Genomic DNA, 21,797 nt, shown 5'->3' on the forward strand with positions numbered 1-21,797 from the left:
GCTCACTTTAGTAAGCACTATTCGCTTAACAAAAAACTGCCCTGGCCATGCTTCGCAGCACGGTCAGGGCAGTTAATCAGAACCTTACAGCGGGCGAATGTTCTCTGCCTGCGGGCCCTTGGGACCTTGGGTCACATCGAATTCGACTTTCTGGTTCTCGTCGAGGGAGCGGTAACCGCTGCTGGCGATTGCGGAGTAGTGCGCGAAAACATCGGCGGATCCGTCGTCCGGAGCGATGAAGCCAAAGCCCTTTTCAGCGTTGAACCATTTAACTGTGCCTGTTGCCATTGCTAACTTCCTTTGTAACCCTTTTCTGGTCCTGCTCGGACGGCAGGCAGACGCGGAAACTGTGGTCCGCACTCTCAAACCTAGGGGGTGTGCGGTGGCCGTGCAATAGCTGCGGTCATCAACTATCAATCCTGTTATTGAATAGTGTCTGGATTACGCGCCATTCCCCCTGCCGCGAGCGGCCGGGCAGGGGCACCCGCAGCCGAGTAGGCTCGGCTGCATGATGAGGCGAAGCCAGCGGCCCCGGGCACTCAGGATAGCCACCATTCTCATGACGGCGGGAGTAGTGGCTGTCAGCACGGCAGCGTGCCAGTCCGGCGCCGGAGAGCCGCAGCGGACGGAGGCGCCGCCGTCGACCTCCCCGGCGGGCCCAACGCCCACCGCACCTGCCTCCTCCACACCCGGCACAACCCCGACGACTCAGGCCACAGCCACCAAGGTGCCCCTGTCCGTTGAAGCCCGGGCGCAGCTGGACCAGGACCTGATCGCCGCAGCGAAGGCCAACAACGTGGCGCTGGTGGGCGAACTCATTGGCCGGGGTGGCAGCGTGAACGCGAAGGATGCCATCCAGGATTCGGCGTTCCTTTATGCCGGTGCCGAGGGGTTCAACGAAGTGCTTCGGCTGACGCTGGCCGCCGGCGCGGACGTCGCCAGCACCAACCGTTACGGCGGCACGGCCTTGATCCCGGCCAGCGAGCATGGCCACGTGGAGACCGTGCGCATCCTCCTTGCCGCCGGCGTGCCGGTCAACCATGTGAACAACCTCGGCTGGACCGCCATGCAGGAGGCCATCCTGCTCAACAACGGCGGGCCCAGGCAGCAGGACGTGGTGCGGCAGCTGCTCGATGCCGGCGGCGACCCCACCATCCGGGACCCCGAAGGCCACACTGCACTGGAAAATGCGGACCGGCTGGGCTTTGTAGAGATCGCCAACCTGATCCGGGCCCGCTAACCTCACCCTAGTGCAACGCGGGGTCAGCTCCGGCCCGATAATCCGACCTGGAAGGGCATTGTCTGACCCCGCGTTGCTTTGCTAGACGGCCTCGAGGACGCTGACGTAGTTGGCGATGCCTACGCCTCCCATGTTCTGCACCGCGGCCCGGCGGGCTCGGCCCAGCTGCATGTCGCCGGCCGTCCCGCTGAGCTGCATGGCGGCGATGACGTGCTGGGAAACGCCAGTGGCGCCGACCGGGTGCCCCTTGGCCTTGAGCCCGCCTGAGACGTTGATGGGCAGCTTGCCGTCCTTGAAGACCCAGCCTTCGGTTACGGCGCGGGCACCTTGGCCAGGTCCGGTCAGTCCCATGGCCTCGTACATCAGGAGTTCGGCAATGGTGAAGCAGTCGTGGACTTCGGCGAAATCCAGCTCTTCAAGCCCGACGCCGGCCATCGCCAGTGCGCGCTGCCAGGACATGCGCGTGGCCGCGAAGGCCGTGGGGTCCCGGCGTTCCGCCGGGAAGAAGTCGTTCGCGTGGCCGAAGCCGGCGAGCCGCACCGGCGCAGTTGCCCCGCCTGTTGGCGAGGTGGAGAGCACAACCGCGGCGGCGCCGTCGGATACGGGGGAGCAGTCGGTGCGGCGCAGGGGATCGGCCACCATGGGGTTCTTGTCCGAAACCGTGCGGCAGAATTCCTCGCCGAGGTCCTTGCGGAGCTGGGCGTAGGGGTTGTCCACGCCATTGAGGTGGTTCTTCGCCGCGATGGTGCCGAGCACGTCACCCAGCTGGCCGTCGCCGCGGCCGTAGCGTTTTTCGTAGTGCTTTGCGACGTCGGCGAACAGTCCCGTGAAGCCGGTGGTGGAAGTCTGCCCGGCCATGTCGTAGTCGGCGCCCAACAAGGCTGCACCAACCACGTCGGCGCCGGCGTGGGTCATCTTCTCGGCGCCGATCACCAGGACGGTCTTGGCGGTACCTGCCAGCAGCGACTTGGTGCCCTGCTGGAACGCTGCCGAGCCGGAGGCGCAGGCGTTTTCCACCCGGGTGGCAGCCACGTTGGCCAGGTCCGGTGAGACCTGCAGTGCCAGGGAGGACGGAAAGGCCAGCGGCATCATGCCGGAGTTGAACTGGCCCAGGTAGATCTCGTCGATCTGGCCGGGCTCGATGCCGGCGTTGCTGATGGCCTCGGTGGCCACCTGGACGATCAGGGACTCGAGGGTCTCGTCCGTCAGTTTGCCGAACCGGCTGTGGCCCCAGCCTGTGAGCAGGACGTCTTTACCGAACTGTTCCTTGAGGCTCATGCCCTTGCTCCTTCGAGTGCGGTTTCGTCCAGGTCAGACTCCAGGGCCACCGTGAAGGCAGCCTCGGTCTTCTCCCGGACCTCGTCCACGGTGACGCCGGGTGCCAGGCGGGTCAGCGTAAGCTGCCTCCCGCCGTCGTCCGTTTTAGCCAAATCAAACACAGCGAGGTCGCTGATGATCCGGTCCACGCAACTCAGTCCGGTGAGCGGCAGGGTGCACTCGGTGACGATCTTGGCAGTGCTGTCCTTGGCGTTGTGTTCGGTCAGGACCACCACGCGCGGGGTTCCGGCTACGAGGTCCATGGCACCGCCCATGCCTTTGACCATTTTGCCGGGGATGGTCCAGTTGGCGAGGTCGCCGTTGCCGGAGACCTGCATGGCGCCCAGGATTGCGACCTTGACGTGGCCGCCGCGGATCATCCCAAAGGAGGTGGCGGAGTCAAAGATGCTGCCGCCGTCGAGCACGGTGACCGTCTGTTTGCCGGCGTTGATGAGGTCGGCGTCTTCCTCCCCTTCATACGGGAACGGGCCCATGCCGAGGAGGCCGTTTTCGCTCTGCAGGACCACGCGGACGCCGCGCGGGAGGTTGTTGGCCACGAGCGTGGGGATGCCGATGCCCAGGTTCACGTAGTCGCCGTCGTTCAGTTCCTCGGCTGCGATGGCAGCCATCTCATCCCTGGTCCAGGCCATGGGGTTCTCCTTGGGTCTAAAGTTTGCGTGCTTGGTGGTGGTTCGCGCCTTGTGCGGCGCGCGGTCCGTTCAGGTGGCGCGTTTGAGGATGGTCAGGCGGGGACCGGCGCTGCGGCGCGGGGGCGGACGGTGCGCTGCTCGATGTCCTTCACCCGGCCGCTGGCTTGAACCAGGTGCTGGACGTAGACGCCCGGAGTGACGATGTGGTTGGGATCCAGCTGGCCCGGCGCGAGAATGACTTCGGCTTCGGCGATGGTGACGGCACCTGCAGTGGCGACTACCGGGTTGAAGTTCCGGGCCGTGTAGCGGTAGATCAGGTTCCCGTCCGTGTCGGCGGTGTGCGCGTGGACGAGTGCGACGTCGGCGCGGATGGCGCGCTCCTGGACGTACGTTTCGCCGTCGAACTCCGCCAGCGGCTTGCCTTCGGCGACCAGGGTGCCCACGCCGGTCTTGGTGTAGAAGGCGGGAATGCCGGCGCCGCCGGCGCGGAGGCGTTCGGCCAGCGTGCCCTGCGGGGTGAACTCCACTTCGAGTTGTCCAGCGAGGTACTGCTCGGCGAAGAGCTTGTTTTCCCCGACGTAGGATGCGATGACCTTGCGGACCTGGCCGGCCTCGATCAGGATGCCCAGGCCTTTGCCGTCCACGCCCATGTTGTTGGACACAACGGTCAGTTCGCGGACCCCGGAATCGCGGACGGCCTCGATCAGGTCCGCGGGGATGCCGCTCAACCCGAAACCGCCGACGGCGAGCGTCATGCCGTCCTGGAGCAGATCCTGCAGGACAGCGGCGGCGTTGGATCTAAGTTTGGACATTCCATCTCCTCGTCATTGAGCGGTCAGAGCGCCATGGTGATATCCACGTTGTGGACAGTGGGCCTGATGAAGGAGCCTAGGGTGGTCTGGGAAGCGGGTCAACGAGCCAATGGCTGCAAGAACCCTGTTCTTTCACAGCGTGGACGCTAGGCTTGGAAGTGTCCACATTGTGGAGGAATTTTTGATGCAGGAGGCGAGATGGCGAATCCAGTCCAAGGCACGCAGGTGGTGGGGCGGGTGGCGTCACTGCTGCGCCTGGTCGGCAGGAAGCCGGAGGGCAGCTCCCTCGCCGGCCTGGTCCGGGAATCCGGCCTGACCCGCCCCACGGTCCACCGGCTCCTGACGTCCCTTGCCGCCGAGGGGCTCCTGGACCACGATGCCGGCAGCGGCAACTGGATCCTGGGCCCGGAGATTTTCCTGCTGGGATCCGTGGCAGCTGCCCGCTTCCCGTTTGAGGACATCGCCCGGCCCAGCCTGCGCCGGCTGGCCGAGGAGACGGGGGAGAGTGCATTTTACTCCATCCGCCGGGGCCAGGAGGCGGTCTGCGTCCTGCGCGAGGAAGGCAGCTTCCCGGTGCGCTCCTTCGTCCTGCATGAAGGAGTCCGCTTTCCGCTCGGGGTGGCCTCGGCCGGGACCGCGATTATGGCCTTCCTGCCGGACGAGGAACAGGGCGCCATCCTGGCCGGCTGGGATCAACATGCCGGAACCTTCGCAACGGGCCACCGCGAGAATGTGGTCCGCAGCAACCTTGAGCGGACCCGGCTGCAGGGCTATGCCGTGAATCCCGGCCTGGTCCTCGAGGGCAGCTACGGGATGGGAGCCGCCGTGTTCGACCAACACGGCAGGCCGGTGGGTGCACTGTCGCTGACCGGCATCGAGCCCCGGTTCCGCCCGGAGCGGCAGGAGTTCCTGGGCAAGCTGCTGATGGAGGAAGCCCACCGGATGAGCGCCAAGCTGCCCGCAGAGAGGCCGGTACACGCAGTCTGAGGTCTGGCTCACCGGGCCCGAACGCCCCCTAGAAATTAGTAGGAAGTCCGAGTAGATTCGGGTTCAGGATCACCACATGCAAAGGAGCGTTCGATGGTGCACGAGCTTTCACACTACGTGGGCGGACAGCGGGTCGACGGCACATCCGGAAGGTTCAGCGATGTCTTTGACCCCTGCACCGGCCAGGTGCAGGCGAGGCTGCCGCTGGCCAGCAAGGAAGAGGTGGCCAACGCCATCGCGAACGCGGAGAAGGGCCAGGTTGAATGGGCGGCCATGAACCCGCAGCGCCGCGGCCGGATCCTGCTCAAGTTCGTGGACCTCGTCAACGAGAACATGGACGAACTGGCCACGCTGCTGTCCTCCGAGCACGGCAAGACCTTCCCGGACGCCAAGGGTGATATCCAGCGCGGCATCGAAGTGGTGGAATTTGCCGCCAACGCCCCGCACCTGCTCAAGGGTGAGTTCTCGGACAACGCCGGGCAGGGTATCGACGTCCATTCCCTGCGCCAGCCGCTGGGTGTGGTCGCGGGCATCACCCCGTTCAACTTCCCGGCCATGATTCCGCTGTGGAAGTCCGGTCCGGCGCTCGCCGCCGGCAACGCCTTCATCCTTAAGCCGTCGGAGCGAGACCCTTCGGTGCCGCTGCGGCTCGCTGAACTGTACAGCGAAGCCGGCGTTCCTGACGGCGTCTTCAACGTGGTCAACGGGGACAAGGAAGCCGTTGATGCGCTGCTTGAGGACCCGCGGGTGAAGGCCATCGGCTTCGTGGGCTCCACGCCGATTGCCCAGTACATCTACGCCACGGCGGCGGCGCACGGCAAACGCGCGCAGTGCTTTGGCGGGGCGAAGAACCACATGGTGATCATGCCCGACGCCGATCTGGAGATGGCTGCCGACGCCCTGATAGGTGCCGGGTACGGTTCCGCCGGCGAACGCTGCATGGCCATCTCCGTCGCCGTCCCCGTCGGCCAGGAAACAGCCGATGCCCTGGTGGCCAAGCTGACCGAGCGCGTCAAGGCCCTCAGGGTGGGGCACAGCCTGGACAAGGACTCGGACTTCGGCCCGGTAGTGGCCCAGTCCGCCAAGGACAGGATCGAGGGCTACATCCAGTCCGGCGTCGATGAAGGCGCAACCTTGGTGGCCGACGGCCGCGGGCTCACCGTGGACGGCTACGAAGACGGCTTCTGGGTGGGCCCCACGCTCTTCGACAACGTCACCAAGGACATGAAGATCTACAAGGAGGAGATCTTCGGCCCGGTCCTGAGCGTCCTCCGCGCGGCGGACTATGACGAAGCGCTGCGGCTCTGCTCCGAGCACGAGTTCGGCAACGGCGTGGCAATCTTCACCCGCGACGGGGACGCCGCCCGCGACTTCGCCAGCCGCGTGGAGGTGGGCATGGTGGGCATCAACGTCCCCATCCCGGTGCCCATCGCGTATTACACCTTTGGTGGCTGGAAGGCTTCCGGCTTCGGGGACCTCAACCAACACGGCGCCGACGCGTTCCGTTTCTACACCAAGACCAAGACGGTCACCACCCGTTGGCCCTCCGGCATCCGCCAGGGCGCCAGCTTCGTGATGCCGGCCGGCAGCTGATGACTGGGTCTCCCGGATCGGAGCAAACCGCCGACGTCCTCTTCGAGCGCCGCGGACACCTGGGCGTCGTTACCCTCAACCGGCCCAAAGCCGTCAACGCACTCACCCTTGGCATGGTCACGGCCATCCTCGAGCAGCTCACGGCGTGGGCGGCCGATGACGCCGTGGCCACGGTCCTGGTCCGTGGCGCCGGAGACCGGGGGCTGTGCGCCGGCGGTGACATCGTGGCCATCTACCGGGACATGGTGGAGGGGACAGGCCAGGCCCCGGAATTCTGGACCACCGAATACCGGCTCAATGCACTCATATCCCGCTACCCCAAGCCTTACGTTGCCTTGATGGACGGCCTGGTGCTCGGCGGCGGCGTGGGGATCTCCGCGCACGGCTCGGTCCGTATTGTCACCGAACGCACCCGCACCGGCATGCCGGAAACAACCATCGGCTTTGTGCCCGACGTCGGCGGCACACTCCTGCTGTCCCGCGCACCGGGAGAGTCCGGCACCCACGCTGCCCTGACAGGCGCCCATCTGACCGGGGCCGACGCCCTGTTCCTCGGGCTCGCGCACCACTTTGTGCCGTCCGAAAACCTTCCCGCGCTCGCGGAAGCGCTGGAAAGCTCGACGGCGGAAGTCGCCGTCGCGCGTTTTGTCCAGGAACCGCCGGGCTCGGCGCTGGAAAAACAGCGGGAGTGGATCGATGCGGCCTACGCCACCGACGACGCCGAGGAGATTCTCCGGCGTTTGCGGGCAGCCGGCGGGGAGGCGGCGGACGCTGCCGCCACCATCGAAACCAAGTCTCCTACGGCCGTCAAGCTCACCCTCGAATCGCTGCGGCGCGTGCGGGGGCTCTCGCTCGAGGAAGCGCTGGCACAGGAATACCGCGTGGGGCTGCGCTCGCTGGAGGGGACGGACTTCCGCGAAGGCATCCGCGCCCAGGTGGTGGACAAGGACCGCAATCCGCTGTGGAAGCCCGCGTCCCTCGCCGAAGTGACTGCGGCCGACGTCGAGCACTACTTCGCGCCATTGGGCAACCGTGAGCTCAACCTTCACTCAAAGGAGTCCGACCATGTCTGACAGCGCAGCTTCCGGCACCATCGCCTTCCTGGGCCTCGGCCACATGGGCGGTCCCATGGCAGCCAACCTGATCAAGGCCGGGCACAGGGTGGTGGGCTACGATCCCGTGCCGGCGGCCGTTGAAGCAGCCAAGGAACACGGCGTACCCATGGCCGATTCCGCGGCGGAAGCGGTGGCCGGCGCCGCCGTGGTACTCACTATGCTGCCGAGCGGGCAGCATGTCCTGGACCTCTACCGCGGCGCGGACGGGGCGCCCGGCCTGCTGTCAGTTGCGGCACCGGACACCATGTTCCTGGACTGCTCCACCATTAACGTGGACGAGGCCCGCGAGGCCGCCGCGATCGCGCTGGAGGCCGGGCACCGCTCGGTGGACGCGCCGGTCTCCGGTGGTGTGGTGGGCGCAGAAGCGGGCACGCTGACGTTTATGGTGGGGGCCCTGCCTGCAGACTTCGAGACAGTGAAGCCCGTCCTGGAGCTGATGGGCAAACGCATTGTGCACTGCGGCGACCACGGCGCGGGGCAGGCGGCGAAGGTCTGCAACAACATGATCCTGGGCGTCTCCATGATCGCCGTCAGCGAGGCGTTTGTGCTGGGCGAAAAGCTTGGCCTGACGCACCAGGCGCTGTTCGACGTCGCTGCCAACGCCTCCGGTCAGTGCTGGGCGCTGACCACCAACTGTCCCGTTCCCGGCCCCGTGCCAACCAGCCCGGCCAACCGCGACTACCAGCCCGGATTCGCCGGCGCCCTGATGGCCAAGGACCTGAGGCTCGCCCTCAACGCGCTTGAAAGCACCGGCGTCGCAGCAGAAATGGGTCCGTTGGCGTCACGAATTTACGACGAGTTCGCCGCCGGGGACGGCGCTGGCCGGGATTTCTCGGGCATCATTACTGACATCCGGGACAAGTCCGCCACGTAGCGTTGGTGACGGCACTTATTCTTCTACGATCGACAGACCTAAGGGGCACGGCTTGGCGCAGCAGTACGAAAACATTCTGGTGGAACAACGTGGCCGGGTGGGTCTGGTGACCCTCAACCGGCCACAAGCACTCAACGCCCTCAACAAGGCCACCATGGAGGAGGTTGTAGCCGCCGTCACCGGCATGGACGCTGATCCGGCCGTAGGCGCTGTGGTCATCACCGGCTCGGAAAAGGCCTTCGCCGCGGGTGCGGACATCAAGGAAATGTCCTCAAAGGGCTATATGGAGATGTACGCGGCGGACTGGTTTAGGGGATGGGAAAGCCTGACCCGCCTGCGGATCCCGGTGGTGGCCGCGGTGTCCGGCTTCGCCCTGGGCGGTGGCTGCGAGCTGGCGATGATGTGCGATGTCATCATCGCCGGAGACAACGCCAAGTTTGGCCAGCCGGAGATCAACCTCGGCGTCATCCCCGGCATGGGCGGCTCGCAGCGGCTCACTCACGCTGTAGGCAAGGCCAAGGCCATGGACATGGTCCTCACCGGACGCATGATGGATGCGCAGGAAGCAGAACGTGCGGGACTCGTCTCACGCGTGGTGCCCGCCGCGTCCGTAGTGGAGGAAGCCCTGAAGGCCGCCGAAGTGATCGCGTCCAAGTCCAAACCGGCCGCCATGCTGGCCAAGGAAGCGGTGAACGCGGCTTTTGAGCTTGGACTGGCTCAGGGCGTGCTGTTCGAACGCCGGGTCTTCCACTCCCTGTTCGCCTCGGACGACCAGAAGGAAGGCATGGCCGCGTTCAGCGAAAAGCGCCAGCCCGAATTCAAGCACCGCTGACGGTTCTTCTGGGCCCAAGCCCTCAGTCCGTGAAGTCGCCGGCGGCCTTGCGGAAGTTGCCCAGGACGCGGAGCAGGTGGTCGACGTCGTCGTCCGCGAAACCGGACTTGCCGAACACCTCGGCGTTGAGCGCCGCCGTCGCGCGTTTGGCCATGGTGCGGCCCCCGGACGTGAGCTCGATCAGGGTGGTACGTCCGTCCGTGGGGTGCGGGGAGCGGCCCACCAGGCCGGCCTGTTCCAGCCGGTCGACGGCGTTGGTCACCGAGGTGGGATGTACCTGCAGCAGGGCGCTGGCCTTATTCATGGGCAGCGCGCCGCTGCGGGCGAAGCTCAGCAAGGTCAACAGTTCGTAGCGCGCAAACGTTAGCCCGAACGGCTTGAGAACAGTTTCGATCCGGCCCAGCAGGATCTGCTGGGTCCGCATAATGGCCGTGATGGCGGCCATTGGTGCGGCCACATCGCCCCAGCCATGGCGTTCCCAGTTTTGCCGGGCTTCGGCGATCGGGTCGCGGGGGAGCGGACTTCCCACGGTTCCTCCTGACATTGCCGGGGCCTTTGGTGGCCGTGCGTGACCCACCTCACCAGCAATATACTAGGACTTCCAAGGGTATGGAAGGGGCCGGTGGCCTACTTCCACCAGGTATCGAAGATGGTGACCGGGACGGTGCGCTTGTGGCGGGTGCGCAGGTACTTCTGTTCGATCAGTTCGGCCGCGGCTTCCGGGATGTCCCGGCCCTCGAGGTAATCGTCAATCTGGTCGTAGGTGATGCCAAGTTCGTCCTCGTCGGTGCGGCCCGGCTTGTCATCGAGAAGATCCGCGGTGGGCACCTTTTCCCAGACGCGGGCGGGCGCGCCGAGCTCAGCCAGCAGTTCGCGGTTCTGGCGTTTGTTCAGGCCGAACAGCGGCAGGATGTCCGCGCCGCCGTCGCCGAATTTGGTGAAGAACCCGGTGACTGACTCGGCACCGTGATCTGTGCCGAGTACCAGGTAGTTGTGTTCGCCGGCGAGCGCGTACTGGGCGATCATCCGGGTGCGGGCCTTGGTGTTGCCCTTGTGGAAGTCCGAGATCTCGGCGCCGACGGTCTTCTCAAATTCGTCCTCGAAGCCGTCCACGGCGGCGGAGATATTGAAGGTCCACTCGGTTTTCGGCTGGATAAAGTCGAGGGCGGCCTGCGCATCGTCTTCGTCGTGCTGGACGCCGTACGGCAGCCGGACGGCAACGAAGTTCGCTTCCACACCCTCGGCCTCGAGCTCCTCCACGGCCAGCTGCGCCAGGCGCCCGGCGAGGGAGGAATCCAGCCCGCCCGAGATGCCCAGCACAAAGCCCTTGGTGTGGGTGGCCCGGAGGTACTCCTTGAGGAAACTCACGCGCTTGCGCACCTCCCCTTCAGGATCGATCCGGGGCTGCACGCCCATTTCTTCAATGATGGTGGCCTGGAGTTCGCGCATGTGATCCAGCCTAGTCAGCGGTGTCAACAACGCTCAATTGTGTCCCCTGAAGATATGCGGCGTGTCCCCGGCGCCGGCTTCACAAAGACTGCGGAGCCGCCGGTCCGGTGGAGCCGCGCACTGTCAGGTGCGTGGGCATCAGGGAGCGGCTGCGGCTACCGCCGCCGGCCAGCGGGTTCAGCTGGGCCAGCAGCATGGACACCGACACGCGGCCTGCCTGCTCGATCGGGGAAGCCATGGTGGTCAGTGGGGGATTGCAGAAGTCCGCACCGAAGATGTCATCGCAGCCCACCACGCTCATGTCCTCCGGGACCCGGATGCCGCGTTCGCGCAGCCGCTGAAGCATGCCGATGGCGATGAGGTCGTTGAAGGCGATGCATGCCGTCACGCCCGAATGCACAGCGGCATCGGCGGCGGCCGCGCCGGATTGTGTCTTGGGGGCAAAGGGGCCGAGCCGGCGCACCTCCACCCCGCGGTCCTCGGCGGCGGCGGCCAGCGCATTCCAGCGCAGGGTGCTCGACTGTGATGTGAGAGGACCGGCCATGTAGGCAATGCGGGTGTGGCCGAGGGAGATGAGATGGTCCAGGGCCTGGCTGGTGGCCGAGGGCGTATCGATGACCACCGCGGGCACCCCGGCTACGTCGCGGTTGATGGTGACAATGGGAATCTTCGCGGCCGCCGCCAGCAGCGCCTCGTCACTGAGCCTGGATGCCGTCACAATGATGCCGTCAGCGCTCTTGCGCAGCTGCTCCATGCTGCTGGCCTCCACCTCGTCCGACTCTTCCGTGTCCACGAGCAACTGGGTGTAACCGGCAGCTTTGAGCTGCAGCTGGGTGCCCCTGATCAGGTCGAAGTAGAAAGGGTTGGTGATATCCGGTACCAGGACGCCCACTGCACCCGTGCGTCCCGAGCTGAGGGCTTTCGCCTGGCTGTTCGGCGTGTAGTTCAGCTCCGCGGCCGCCGCTTCGATGCGGGCACGCGTGCGGATGTTGACCCGGTCAGGGGTGGAAAGTGCGCGTGAAACAGTGGAAGCGGCCACCCCGCACATTGCGGCGATGTCGTGGATGGTGGCAGGACGCTCTGTTCCGGCTGCTTGCATCGCCATGGCGTTCCTCTCTGAACGGGACAACACGGGCACTGTGACGATAGCCACAGCCCTGATGCTCCTAGATTGCCACAGAATGTCAACATTTGGCAATCGGTTGTCATCAACTGTGCGGGTGTCTAGACTTAGTGCAGAACTTTGCGAAGCAAGTCACCACCGCGCGGGAGCGGCACTCAGGCTGTCCGGCCGCGGCAAACCCTAAGGAGATCCCTGTGACCGCAACATCCAGCGCAGCATCACCCACCGCCTGGCAGCTCTCCGGATTCGGCGACGAGGTAGATCCTGATCCGGCAGTCCAGGCCGCCGTCATGCTTGCCCTGGGCGCCAGCTACATTGAGGTCCGCAGCGCCTGGGGCGTAAACGTCTCCGAACTGACCCCCCAGCAGGTGGCCGAGCTCAAGGAAATCCTCGACGCCAAGGGCCTGAAGGTCTCCGCTGTGGCAAGCCCCATCGGCAAGGTGGACATCGGACTGCCGGTGGAGCACGAGGTGGAGCGCCTGCGCCAGATCATCTCGGTGGCCAAGGGCCTGGATACGAAGTACATCCGCATCTTCTCCTTCTACCGGAGTGAAGCCCAGACGCCGGAAGAAATCCGCGACGACGTCATCACCCGCATGCGGGCACTCGCCGCCGAAGCTGAAAGCGCCGGCGTCGTGCTTCTGCACGAAAATGAAAAGGATATCTATGGCGATACGCCGCAGCGCGTCCTGGACATCATGGAATCGGTCGATTCCCCGGCCCTGCGCGTGGCATGGGACAACGCGAACTTCGTCCAGGTGGGCGTCCGGCCGTACACCGACGGCTACGCCATGCTCCGGCCGTACCTCGAGTATCTCCAGGTCAAGGACGCCATCATGGCCACGGGCGAGGTGGTGCCCTCCGGCGAAGGCGACGGCGAACTCGATGCCACCATCGCAGCCCTCAAAGCAGACGGTTACAAGGGCTTCGCCTCGCTGGAGCCGCACCTGGCCATCCAGCATGAGCTGGGCGGCTTCTCCGGGCCGGTTGCCTTCGGTGTCGCGGCGCGGGCCTTCGCCACGCTTGCAGCCAAGAATGGAATCGAGCTTTCGTGACGGGGCTCAAGGCCGCAGTCATCGGCTGCGGGGACGTTTCGGCGGTTCACTTCGAAGCCATCGCAAAGCTCGACGGCGCCCGGCTGGCCGGGGTGTGTGACACGGACCCCGGCCGCCTCGCCGCCGCCGTGGCCGTCTACGGTGTTCCGGGGTTCTCGGACCACGCCAGCCTCATCGAGGCCGTCGGCCCGGACGTTGCGCACATCACCACGCCGCACAACACGCATGCCGTGATTGCCGCTGACTGCCTGGACCGCGGCGTTAATGTGATCGTGGAAAAGCCGCTGGCGCATACCCTCGACGAGGGCCGCCGGCTCGTGGAGGCAGCCAAGGCTAGCGATGCCAAGATTGCCGTCTGCTTCCAGAACCGCTACAACTCCACAGCCCAGGCCATGCACTCACTGCTGTCCTCAGGCGAACTGGGCGCAGTGGTGGGCGCCTCGGCCACCGTCATGTGGCACCGCGATGCCGACTACTACCGCAGCCGGCCCTGGCGCGGCACCTGGTCGGGCGGTGGCGGCGGGCTGATGATGAATCAGGCCATCCACACCGTTGACCTGCTGCAGTGGCTGATGGGCGACGTCGTATCCCTCTCCGGCAATGCAGCCACCAGGTTCCTGGGCGAAACCATTGAGGTGGAGGACACCGCCGAGTTTGTGGCAGAGCACGCCAACGGTGTCCGCAGCGCGTTCTACGCCACCTTGGCTAACGCCGTCAACGCGCCCGTCACGTTGGACATCGTCACGGAGAAGGCCACGCTCAGCCTGCGCGGCGACCTGACCGTGACCTACGCGGATGGCCGTGTGGAGGTGGTTCCCGAGCGGGTGGTGGAGTCCGGCGGGCGTGCCTACTGGGGAGTATCACACGAGCTGCTCATCAGCGACTTTTACAGCCGGCTCGGGGACGCGGGCTCTTTCTGGATAGACGCGGAAGAGGCGGAAAAGTCCTTGCGGATCGTGAAGGAAATCTACCGCCAAAGCTACCCCGACGCGGTGGAGAAGGTCTCCTGAGTCGGCTCACCGCCAGCCGGTGCAACCACGATAGCAACCGATTGTGGGCTGTTAGAACGTTTCACTAAAGACCTGTGAATCTAGATCCTGCAACATTATTGACAATCGGTTGCCAAACTTGGCAATCATGCGTACTCTGAATCTCGCAAGGTCGGTGTGGCCCAGGCCACACCGATCGGATTCGTATCCCTCACGTTCCACAGATTCAGGAGCCAACAATGAAGTTAGGTCCCAAGGCGGCAGCAGCCGCCATTACCGTCAGCGCAGCTTTAGCGCTGACAGCGTGCGGTGGCGGTGCCACAGGCGCCAACAACCCGGCCGCAGCCAAGACGACCACCCTGACGTTGGGCACCGTTCAGGAAATTCGTTCCTGGGACCCGGCACAGGCCCACGTCGGCCACATCCTCCAGCCCTACCAGGCTGCCTATGACTCCCTGCTCCTGCGGGAACCGGACGGCAAGCTCAGCCCCATGCTGGCCACCCAGTGGAAATACAACGACACCAACACCAAGCTCACCGTGGACCTCCGCGCAGACGTGACGTTCAGCGATGGCGCCAAGTTCGACGCCGAAGCGGCCAAGGCAAACCTGGACCACTTCAAGACGGCCAACGGCCCGCAGATGGCCCAGCTGACGGCGGTCACCGACGTCGCAGTGGTTGATGCCGACACCATCGAGCTCAACCTCTCCACCCCGGATCCCTCGTTGGAGTTCTACCTCAGCCAGGCCGCAGGCCTGATGGGCAGCCCCAAGGCATTGGGTTCTGAAGCCATCAAGACCGAGCCCGTCGGCTCCGGTCCGTACGTGATGGACAAGGCCGCCACGGTCAAGGACTCCCAGTCCGTGTTCACCGCACGCAAGGACTATTGGAACAAGGACCTCCAGAAGTTCCAGAAGGTCACCTTCAAAACCCTGACCGATTTGACTGCCCGGACCAACGCTTTGGTTTCCGGTCAGGTGGACGGTGCGCCGCTGGACCCGAAGACCGGCAAGCAGGCAGAGGGCGCCAAGATGACGCTTACTACCAACCAGGTGGACTGGCAGGGGCTGCTGCTGATGGACCGCGATGGCGCCACGAACACCGCGCTGGGCAACGTCAAGGTCCGCCAGGCCATCAACTACGCCTTTGACCGCAAGACCATCCTGGATCAGGTCCTGCTGGGCCAGGGCACGCCGACCTCGCAGCCTTTTGGCAAGGCGAGCGGCGCCTGGACTGAAGAGCTCGAAAACTACTACTCCTACGATCCGGCCAAGGCCAAACAGCTCCTGAAGGAGGCCGGCTACGAGACCGGAGTCACGCTGGATGTCCCCTCGGTTCCCGGCTTCGAAACCCAGCTCGCCGTCGTCAAGCAGCAGCTCGCTGACGTTGGGATCACGCTGAACGTCGGTTCTGCAATCACCAACACCTACACCTCGGATATCGCAGCGAAGAAGTTCAGCAGCATCTACTTCACCCTGTTCCAGGGTGAGCCGTGGGTCGCCATCAACCAGATCGTTTCCACCAAGGCGCTCTACAACCCCTTCAAGAACACCAGCCCCGAACTCCAGGCCAAGATCGACGCCGTGCAGAATGGCGCCAAGGATGCTCCCAAGCTGGCCCAGGAAGTCAACAAGTACGTGGTTGAGCAGGCTTGGTTCGCACCCCTGTTCCGGGTGAACCAGATGTATTACCACAACTCCAAGATCACCGTGACGCCGCAGATCCAGCAGGCTGTCCCGTCGATCTACAACTACTCGCCCGCCTCTTAGGGACGGGTTAGCAGCCACAAACCGGCGCAGGTCCGGCGGTCCGCCTCAGGCGGGCCGCCGGACCGGGCACTCAATACCATGCCTGTTCAACGGAGCCAGCAATGATCCCTTTCATCCTGAAACGCCTCGGCAGCGGAATAGTAGTCCTGCTCGCCGTCTCGATCCTCACCTTTTCCCTGCTCTACGTATCGAGCGGCAGCATCGCCCGGAACATCCTGGGCGACCAGGCAACACCGGAGCAACTGGCCGTCAAAGAAGCCGAGTTGGGCCTCGACCAGCCCATCATCACGCGTTACTTCAGCTGGCTCATGGATGCCCTGGGCGGCAACCTGGGCGCCTCATGGTTCACCTCCGAACCCGTTGCCAACGCCCTGGCCACCCGCATTCCCGTGACCATGACCATGGTGGTGGTGGCCATGATCCTCATCTCCATCATCGCCACCCTCATTGGTGTAGCCGCAGCCGTGAAGCGCGGGTGGGTGGACCGCGTTGTCCAGATCGGTGCCATCGTTGGGGACTCCATTCCCGGATTCGTCATCGGCATCATCCTGGTGACCATCCTGGCCATCCAGATGGGCCTGTTCCCGGCCACGAGTACCATTGCACCCGGCGTCGACGCTTCCGCCTGGGTGCTGTCGCTGACCCTTCCGGTCATCGCCCTGCTGATCAACGGCGTCACCGGCGGTGCGCAGCAGATCCGCAGCGCCGTCATCAAGCAGCTCGAGCGCGATTACGTGCGCACCCTCCGCAGCCGCGGAATCGGTGAACGGGAAGTCCTTTTCAAGCACGTCCTCCGCAGCGCTGCTCCTGCCGGTCTGACTGTGCTGAGCCTCCAACTGATCGGCATGCTCGGTGGCGTGGTCATCCTGGAGTCGATCTTTGCCCTGCCCGGCATGGGCCCCATGGCTGTCACCGCTACCATCCAGAGCGACCAGCCGGTGGTCATGGGCGTCGTTATGTACACCGTCGCTGTTGTGATTGTGGTCAACCTGATTGTTGACCTGCTCAACGGCTGGCTTAACCCGAAGGTGCGTGTCTCGTGACCGAGTCCGTCGAAACCTCAGCCCTGACGCCGGCCGCAGGCCATCCCGTTCCGGGAAAATCCGGCCAGACCGGCACCGTCGTCCGGTCCTCAGCCTTCAAGCGGATCCTGAAGAACCCGTTGGGCATTGTTGCACTGGTCATCCTCCTGGTCGTGGTCCTGCTCGCTGCATTTGCGAATATCCTGGCACCGTTCGACCAGAACTTCGCCAACATCTCCAAAACCCTGGCCGCACCCGACTCCGTGAACATCCTCGGAACGGACAGTTCCGGGCGTGACGTGTGGAGCCGTTTGCTGTTCGGTGCGCAGCTGACGCTGCTCTCAGCGCTGCTTTGCGCCGCCGTCGCCATCGTGATCGGCCTTCCCGCCGGCCTGGTGGCCGGCTACTACGCCGGAAAGTTCGAAGCTGTGGCCAACTGGGTTGTTGGCATCCTGATGAGCCTCCCGGGCTTGATCGTGCTGATGACCATCCGTTCTGCCTTCGGCCCGTCGGTCTGGATTGCCATGATCGCCTTCGGCGTCCTGATCAGCCCGTCGTACTTCCGCCTGGTGCGCTCTGCCGTGCAGTCGGTCCGCAACGAGCTCTACGTGGATGCCGCCCGTGTCTCCGGCCTGTCCGATCTGAGGATCATCACCCGCCACATCTTCTCCGTGGTCCGCGCACCGATCATTATCCAGACCGCAGCAATCACCGGCGTTGCCATCGCCATCCAGTCCGCCCTTGAGTTCCTGGGGCTGGGCGATCCGGCCAAGGCAACCTGGGGTGTGATGCTGAGCGAAGGTTTCAAGAACGTCTACCTCACGCCGTCCCTGCTCTTCTGGCCCGCGTTCGCTATGGCATTGACCATCGGTGCCCTGGTCCTGCTTGGAAACGCTGTCCGCGATGCCCTCGAAGACGGCGAAAAGATCAAGAACCGCAGGAAAAAAACGCATGAGGCAAAGGACGCGGCCGCCGCCAGCGCCGCCAAGGCAGCACGCAAGACCATTGCCGCCGTCGAAGCCGGAACCGAACACCACCTCGTCAAGGTGACCAACCTCGGCGTCGGTTACCCGCAGGCCGACGGTTCCGTCAAGAAAGTTGTCGACGACGTTTCCTTCCACGTGGACCGCGGCGAAATCCTCGGCATAGTGGGCGAGTCCGGCTCGGGCAAGTCCCAGACTGCGTTCTCGATCCTGGGCCTGCTGCCGGACACCGCACGCATTGTGGCCGGCGCCATCCAGTTTGACGGCAACTACACCGTGGCGCCCGGCGACGACAAAGTGAACCAGGGCCGGCTGTCCAAACTGCGCGGCAAGCGGATTTCCTACATCCCCCAGGAACCCATGAGCAACCTGGACCCGGCCTTCACCATCGGCTACCAGCTGGTCACCCCCATGGTGCGGGTCCTCGGAATCTCCAAGGCAGAGGCCACCACCCGGGCCATGAAGCTGCTCACCGACGTCGGAATCGTCAACCCCGAGAGGACCTTCAAGGCCTACCCCCACGAGGTCTCCGGCGGCATGGCCCAGCGTGTGCTCATCGCCGGTGCCATCAGCTGCGAACCGGACCTGATCATTGCTGACGAACCCACCACCGCCCTGGACGTGACCGTGCAGGCCGACGTGCTGGACCTCATCCGGGACCTCCAGCGCCGACTCGGCGTTGGCGTCATCCTGGTGACCCACAACTTCGGCGTGGTGGCTGACCTCTGCGACCGTGTTGTGGTCATGCAGAACGGACGGCTGGTGGAGGAAGGCCCCGCGCGGGAGATCCTGCGCGAACCCAAGGAGCGCTATACCCAGACCCTGCTGGCTTCCATGCTCGAAGGCAAGGAACCCATGACCATGCTGGTGTCAGCCGGTTCCTCTGCAACTGCGCCGTCAACTGCGAAGGAGAATGTACTGTGACCGAAACTGCAGCCCTGTACGCCGCGGAATCAGCCCCGGCACGCGATGGACTCCTGCGCGTCGAAAACCTCATGGTGGACTACGCGGGCAAGGGTTTCCGAGCCAAAAAATTCCGTGCCCTGACGGACATCAACATCCATATCGGCCAAGGCGAGACCCTGGGCCTGGTGGGGGAGTCCGGTTCGGGCAAGACCACCCTGGGCCGCGCGGTCCTGGGCCTGGCGCCGGTAAGCGGCGGCAAGATCAGCTTCGAAGGCCAGGACATCAGCCATGCCACCCGGAAGCAGCGGCGCGTCCTGAGCCGTGACATGCAGGTGGTCTTCCAGGACCCGTACACATCCCTGAACCCGGCGCTGGAGATCGGCGAAATCCTCGCGGAACCCCTGGGTGTGCAAGGCATGGAGGCCACGGCAGCCAAGAAGCGCGTGAAGGAACTCCTGGACCAGGTAGGCCTGCCTTCGGACGCCATCCACCGCCTGCCGCGAGAGTTCAGCGGCGGCCAGCGCCAGCGTGTGGCCATCGCCCGGGCCCTGGCGCTCTCACCCAAGCTCATCGTCTGCGACGAACCGGTCAGTGCCTTGGACCTGTCCACGCAGGCCCGCGTGCTGGACCTCTTCCTGCAGATCCAGAAAGACACCGGCGTTTCCTACCTGTTTGTCTCCCATGACCTTGACGTGGTCCGCCACATCAGCCACCGTGTGGCTGTGATGTACCGTGGAGAAATCGTGGAGCAGGGGCCGGCAGAGGTTGTCACGCGCGACCCCGAGCACCCCTACACTCAGCGTTTGCTCCTCGCTTCCCCGGTGCCGGATCCGGACCGCCAGGAGAAGCGCCGTGCCGACCGCCACCGCCTGCTGGAAGAACAGCGGCAGCAGGCCGAACAGGCTGGCGTCCCCGCATAGGGCACGTGCCGGAAACCAACTGAACCGTAACAACGATGGAGGGCTAACATGGCCAAATCAGCCAAAATTGGCGTACAGGCAATGATGCTGAAAGACAGCTTCGCCGAAGCCGGGGCATTCGAAACGCTCCGCAAGGTCAGCGAAATCGGCTACCACGCCGTCGAGATCTCCCAGATCCCGATGACGCCGGAGAACGTGGCCGAACTGGACCGTTCCCGGGCTGAACTGGGCATGGACATCGCAGCACTTTCCGTGGCGATGGAGACCCCCAAGGGACGCCCCGGCGATTCGCTGGCGGAGCACTTCGACAAGATCGTTGATGACGCCAAGCGCCTGGACTCGAAGCTGCTGCGGATCGGCATGCTGCCATTTACGGCGATGACCTCAATTGGGGCTGTGGTTGACTTCGCCAAGCAGGCCAATGACTACGCCGAACGCCTCCAGGAGCAGGGCCTCAGCCTGTATTACCACAACCACCACATCGAATTCGCGAAGTTCGACGGCAAATACATGCTGGACATCATCGCGGAAAACTCCCCGGCCATGGGCATGGAAATCGACGTGCACTGGGTACAACGCGGCGGCCTGGACCCGGTCCGCACGCTGGAAAAGTACGCCGGCCGCACGGCCATGGTCCACCTCAAGGACTATCGGATCGGCATGATGCCGGAGTCCTCCCTGGGGCTGCTGGACTCCGGGGACTTCGCCGGCTTCATGACCGAATTCAAGAACGTTGTCCAGTTCGCCGAGGTGGGCGAGGGCAACCTGGACTTCGCCTCCATCATCCCGGCCGCGCAGGCTGCCGGCGCCGAGTACCTGCTGGTGGAACAGGACGAGCTCTACGGCCGCACCGTCTGGGAAGCGCTGCAGACCTCCTACGACAACCTCGTTGCGCTGGGACAGGCCGAGCTCTTCTAGCCACCCCCGGCCATGCGGTTCCGACAAGCTCAACCAACGAAGAAGGAAGACTACTGTGAGCAAGAAAGTACGCCTCGGCATCATCGGCCTGGGCCAGCAGGGCGGCGCCTACGCCAAGTTCATCACGGACGGTCTGGTCCCCAACATGGAGATCGGCGCCATCTGCGACATCGATCCGGCGAAGAAGGAACTGGCCGCTGCCACGTACCCGGACGCGCCGTTCTACGAGGACTACATCGCCATGCTGGAAAGCGGCGACGTTGATGCGGTGGTCACCTGCGTTCCGCACTTCCTGCACCCTGAGATGGGCATCGAGACCCTCAAGCGCAACATCCACGCGCTGGTGGAGAAGCCGGCAGGCGTTTATACCAAGCAGGTCCAGGAACTGAACGAGTTTGCTGCCGGCAAGCCGGAACTGACCTTCGGCATCATGTTCAACCAGCGCAACAACCCGCTGTACCAGAAGCTCAAAGAAATCGTGGAGGGCGGCGAGATCGGCAAGATCCGCCGGACAAACTGGATCATCACCACCTGGTGGCGGCCGCAGGGCTACTACAACTCGAGCGAATGGCGTGCCACGTGGGGCGGCGAGGGCGGCGGCGTCCTGGTCAACCAGGCACCGCACCAGCTGGACCTGTGGCAGTGGATCTGCGGCGTCCCGAAGTCGGTTTACGCGAAGGTGGCGTTCGGCTTCAGGCGCGATATCGCCGTCGAGGACGAAGTGACGGCAGTGGTGGATTACGGCGACGGCGCCACCGGCGTCTTTGTCACGGCCACGCACGACCTGACCGGCACCGACCGCTTCGAAATCCTGGGCGACCAGGGCAAGATCGTCGTCGAGGGCAGCAAGACCGCCACCGTGACCCGCCTGCACAAGCCCGAGCGCGAGCTCAGTGAAGGCATGGACATGGACGATGTCCGCCGGCTCTTTATGGGCGAGCTGAACCCGGAACAGTACTACACCACCGAGGTCATCGAGTTCGAGTCCGCCTGGGGTGCGCAGCACTCCGGCGTCCTGGAGAACTTTGCCGCCAACATCCTCGACGGCACGCCGCTCCTGGCCCCGGGCTCGGACGGCATCAACGGGGTGCGCCTGGCCAACGCCATCCACCTTTCCGCCTGGACAGGCAAGGAAGTTGGGCTGGACTTCGACGAGAACGAATTCCTGGCAGAGCTCAATAAGCGCATCGCCGAAGAGGGCAAGTTCCCGCAGCGGACCTGACCATGCCGGCCCCCTAGCCCA

General features: G+C 64.7%; 21 protein-coding genes. 14 read left to right on the top strand and 7 right to left on the bottom strand.

The genetic code is table 11. From position 1 onward, the window contains the following. Positions 1-84 precede the first annotated feature (84 nt). A complete protein-coding gene (locus AC1MCD_RS02080; RefSeq protein ID WP_013599688.1) occupies positions 85-288 on the bottom strand; it encodes a cold-shock protein in 204 nt (67 codons plus the stop codon). A gap of 220 nt (positions 289-508) precedes the next feature. Here AC1MCD_RS02080 and AC1MCD_RS02085 point away from each other — a divergent pair, with 220 nt between their 5' ends. Next, a complete protein-coding gene (locus tag AC1MCD_RS02085; RefSeq protein WP_498675421.1) occupies positions 509-1,240 on the top strand; it encodes an ankyrin repeat domain-containing protein in 732 nt (243 codons plus the stop codon). Between the two features lie 81 nt (positions 1,241-1,321). Here the strand turns inward: AC1MCD_RS02085 and AC1MCD_RS02090 are convergent, their stop codons facing one another. The 3 genes from AC1MCD_RS02090 to AC1MCD_RS02100 form a co-directional block, all read right to left on the bottom strand. Then, positions 1,322-2,518 carry an acetyl-CoA acetyltransferase gene (locus tag AC1MCD_RS02090; protein WP_498675423.1) on the bottom strand — a complete coding sequence of 399 codons (1,197 nt, stop codon included), beginning with the start codon at positions 2,516-2,518 and terminating at the stop codon, positions 1,322-1,324. Next, positions 2,515-3,207, bottom strand: coding sequence for a CoA transferase subunit B (locus AC1MCD_RS02095; protein WP_498675425.1), 693 nt, complete (start codon positions 3,205-3,207; stop codon positions 2,515-2,517). The genes AC1MCD_RS02090 and AC1MCD_RS02095 overlap by 4 nt, the downstream gene beginning before the upstream one ends. 92 nt (positions 3,208-3,299) lie before the next feature. Next, entirely contained in the window at positions 3,300-4,019 is a 720-nt protein-coding gene (locus AC1MCD_RS02100; protein WP_498675429.1) for a CoA transferase subunit A, read from the bottom strand. A 198-nt stretch (positions 4,020-4,217) separates the two neighbouring features. On the opposite strand from AC1MCD_RS02100, the gene AC1MCD_RS02105 reads away from it, so the two are divergent. From AC1MCD_RS02105 to AC1MCD_RS02125, 5 genes are all read left to right on the top strand, one after another. Then, positions 4,218-5,006, top strand: a complete 789-nt coding sequence (locus AC1MCD_RS02105; RefSeq protein ID WP_498675433.1) for an IclR family transcriptional regulator — start codon at positions 4,218-4,220, stop codon at positions 5,004-5,006. A 93-nt stretch (positions 5,007-5,099) separates the two neighbouring features. Beyond that, a complete protein-coding gene (locus AC1MCD_RS02110) occupies positions 5,100-6,599 on the top strand; it encodes a CoA-acylating methylmalonate-semialdehyde dehydrogenase (RefSeq protein WP_498675437.1) in 1,500 nt (499 codons plus the stop codon). Then, positions 6,599-7,672 carry an enoyl-CoA hydratase/isomerase family protein gene (locus AC1MCD_RS02115; protein ID WP_498675439.1) on the top strand — a complete coding sequence of 358 codons (1,074 nt, stop codon included), beginning with the start codon at positions 6,599-6,601 and terminating at the stop codon, positions 7,670-7,672. The genes AC1MCD_RS02110 and AC1MCD_RS02115 overlap by 1 nt, the downstream gene beginning before the upstream one ends. Continuing rightward, entirely contained in the window at positions 7,665-8,588 is a 924-nt protein-coding gene (gene mmsB, locus AC1MCD_RS02120; RefSeq protein ID WP_498675441.1) for a 3-hydroxyisobutyrate dehydrogenase, read from the top strand. The genes AC1MCD_RS02115 and mmsB overlap by 8 nt, the downstream gene beginning before the upstream one ends. A 52-nt stretch (positions 8,589-8,640) precedes the next feature. Next, complete coding sequence (locus tag AC1MCD_RS02125) at positions 8,641-9,420, top strand: enoyl-CoA hydratase (RefSeq protein WP_498675443.1); 780 nt, start codon at positions 8,641-8,643, stop codon at positions 9,418-9,420. Positions 9,421-9,442: 22 nt separating this feature from the next. Here AC1MCD_RS02125 and AC1MCD_RS02130 read toward each other — a convergent pair whose 3' ends face one another. From AC1MCD_RS02130 to AC1MCD_RS02140, 3 genes are all read right to left on the bottom strand, one after another. Beyond that, positions 9,443-9,949, bottom strand: a complete 507-nt coding sequence (locus tag AC1MCD_RS02130) for a MarR family winged helix-turn-helix transcriptional regulator (protein WP_498675444.1) — start codon at positions 9,947-9,949, stop codon at positions 9,443-9,445. Between the two features lie 98 nt (positions 9,950-10,047). Then, positions 10,048-10,869 carry an NAD(+) synthase gene (gene nadE / locus AC1MCD_RS02135; protein WP_498675445.1) on the bottom strand — a complete coding sequence of 274 codons (822 nt, stop codon included), beginning with the start codon at positions 10,867-10,869 and terminating at the stop codon, positions 10,048-10,050. A gap of 79 nt (positions 10,870-10,948) precedes the next feature. Then, a complete protein-coding gene (locus AC1MCD_RS02140) occupies positions 10,949-11,968 on the bottom strand; it encodes a LacI family DNA-binding transcriptional regulator (RefSeq protein WP_498678487.1) in 1,020 nt (339 codons plus the stop codon). A gap of 218 nt (positions 11,969-12,186) precedes the next feature. Between AC1MCD_RS02140 and AC1MCD_RS02145 the strand changes: the two genes are divergently transcribed. The 8 genes from AC1MCD_RS02145 to AC1MCD_RS02180 all read left to right on the top strand — a co-directional run bounded on the left by AC1MCD_RS02145 (position 12,187) and on the right by AC1MCD_RS02180 (position 21,776). Next, positions 12,187-13,047: a sugar phosphate isomerase/epimerase family protein gene (locus AC1MCD_RS02145; protein ID WP_498675447.1), complete on the top strand. Its 861-nt coding sequence runs from the start codon at positions 12,187-12,189 to the stop codon at positions 13,045-13,047. Next, positions 13,044-14,057, top strand: coding sequence for a Gfo/Idh/MocA family protein (locus AC1MCD_RS02150; protein ID WP_498675449.1), 1,014 nt, complete (start codon positions 13,044-13,046; stop codon positions 14,055-14,057). Before AC1MCD_RS02145 ends, AC1MCD_RS02150 begins: the two co-directional genes overlap by 4 nt. A 218-nt stretch (positions 14,058-14,275) precedes the next feature. After that, positions 14,276-15,805: an ABC transporter substrate-binding protein gene (locus tag AC1MCD_RS02155; RefSeq protein ID WP_498675451.1), complete on the top strand. Its 1,530-nt coding sequence runs from the start codon at positions 14,276-14,278 to the stop codon at positions 15,803-15,805. A 101-nt stretch (positions 15,806-15,906) separates the two neighbouring features. After that, the gene (locus AC1MCD_RS02160; protein WP_498675453.1) at positions 15,907-16,848 is read left to right on the top strand and encodes an ABC transporter permease; all 942 of its coding nucleotides are present in this window, start codon (positions 15,907-15,909) and stop codon (positions 16,846-16,848) included. After that, entirely contained in the window at positions 16,845-18,734 is a 1,890-nt protein-coding gene (locus AC1MCD_RS02165) for a dipeptide/oligopeptide/nickel ABC transporter permease/ATP-binding protein (protein ID WP_498675455.1), read from the top strand. The genes AC1MCD_RS02160 and AC1MCD_RS02165 overlap by 4 nt, the downstream gene beginning before the upstream one ends. A gap of 71 nt (positions 18,735-18,805) precedes the next feature. Beyond that, on the top strand, positions 18,806-19,636 hold the full coding sequence (locus tag AC1MCD_RS02170) for an ATP-binding cassette domain-containing protein (protein ID WP_498678489.1): 831 nt from the start codon (positions 18,806-18,808) through the stop codon (positions 19,634-19,636). Between the two features lie 48 nt (positions 19,637-19,684). Next, positions 19,685-20,554, top strand: a complete 870-nt coding sequence (locus tag AC1MCD_RS02175; protein WP_498675458.1) for a sugar phosphate isomerase/epimerase family protein — start codon at positions 19,685-19,687, stop codon at positions 20,552-20,554. 55 nt (positions 20,555-20,609) lie between these two features. After that, positions 20,610-21,776 carry a Gfo/Idh/MocA family protein gene (locus tag AC1MCD_RS02180; RefSeq protein ID WP_498675460.1) on the top strand — a complete coding sequence of 389 codons (1,167 nt, stop codon included), beginning with the start codon at positions 20,610-20,612 and terminating at the stop codon, positions 21,774-21,776. Positions 21,777-21,797: the final 21 nt, after the last annotated feature.

The organism is Arthrobacter sp. BF1, assembly GCF_056680215.1.

What these genes read in the sequence shown, in the direction of transcription:
- AC1MCD_RS02105 (WP_498675433.1), top strand. Translation starts at nt 4,218, where the DNA reads ATGGCGAATCCAGTCCAAGGCACGCAGGTGGTGGGGCGGGTGGCGTCA.
- AC1MCD_RS02080 (WP_013599688.1), bottom strand. Translation starts at nt 288, where the DNA reads ATGGCAACAGGCACAGTTAAATGGTTCAACGCTGAAAAGGGCTTTGGC.
- AC1MCD_RS02155 (WP_498675451.1), top strand. Translation starts at nt 14,276, where the DNA reads ATGAAGTTAGGTCCCAAGGCGGCAGCAGCCGCCATTACCGTCAGCGCA.
- AC1MCD_RS02095 (WP_498675425.1), bottom strand. Translation starts at nt 3,207, where the DNA reads ATGGCCTGGACCAGGGATGAGATGGCTGCCATCGCAGCCGAGGAACTG.
- AC1MCD_RS02085 (WP_498675421.1), top strand. Translation starts at nt 509, where the DNA reads ATGATGAGGCGAAGCCAGCGGCCCCGGGCACTCAGGATAGCCACCATT.
- AC1MCD_RS02160 (WP_498675453.1), top strand. Translation starts at nt 15,907, where the DNA reads ATGATCCCTTTCATCCTGAAACGCCTCGGCAGCGGAATAGTAGTCCTG.
- AC1MCD_RS02140 (WP_498678487.1), bottom strand. Translation starts at nt 11,968, where the DNA reads ATGCAAGCAGCCGGAACAGAGCGTCCTGCCACCATCCACGACATCGCC.
- AC1MCD_RS02100 (WP_498675429.1), bottom strand. Translation starts at nt 4,019, where the DNA reads ATGTCCAAACTTAGATCCAACGCCGCCGCTGTCCTGCAGGATCTGCTC.
- AC1MCD_RS02090 (WP_498675423.1), bottom strand. Translation starts at nt 2,518, where the DNA reads ATGAGCCTCAAGGAACAGTTCGGTAAAGACGTCCTGCTCACAGGCTGG.
- AC1MCD_RS02170 (WP_498678489.1), top strand. Translation starts at nt 18,806, where the DNA reads ATGGTGGACTACGCGGGCAAGGGTTTCCGAGCCAAAAAATTCCGTGCC.
- AC1MCD_RS02175 (WP_498675458.1), top strand. Translation starts at nt 19,685, where the DNA reads ATGGCCAAATCAGCCAAAATTGGCGTACAGGCAATGATGCTGAAAGAC.
- AC1MCD_RS02110 (WP_498675437.1), top strand. Translation starts at nt 5,100, where the DNA reads ATGGTGCACGAGCTTTCACACTACGTGGGCGGACAGCGGGTCGACGGC.
- mmsB (WP_498675441.1), top strand. Translation starts at nt 7,665, where the DNA reads ATGTCTGACAGCGCAGCTTCCGGCACCATCGCCTTCCTGGGCCTCGGC.
- AC1MCD_RS02115 (WP_498675439.1), top strand. Translation starts at nt 6,599, where the DNA reads ATGACTGGGTCTCCCGGATCGGAGCAAACCGCCGACGTCCTCTTCGAG.
- nadE (WP_498675445.1), bottom strand. Translation starts at nt 10,869, where the DNA reads ATGCGCGAACTCCAGGCCACCATCATTGAAGAAATGGGCGTGCAGCCC.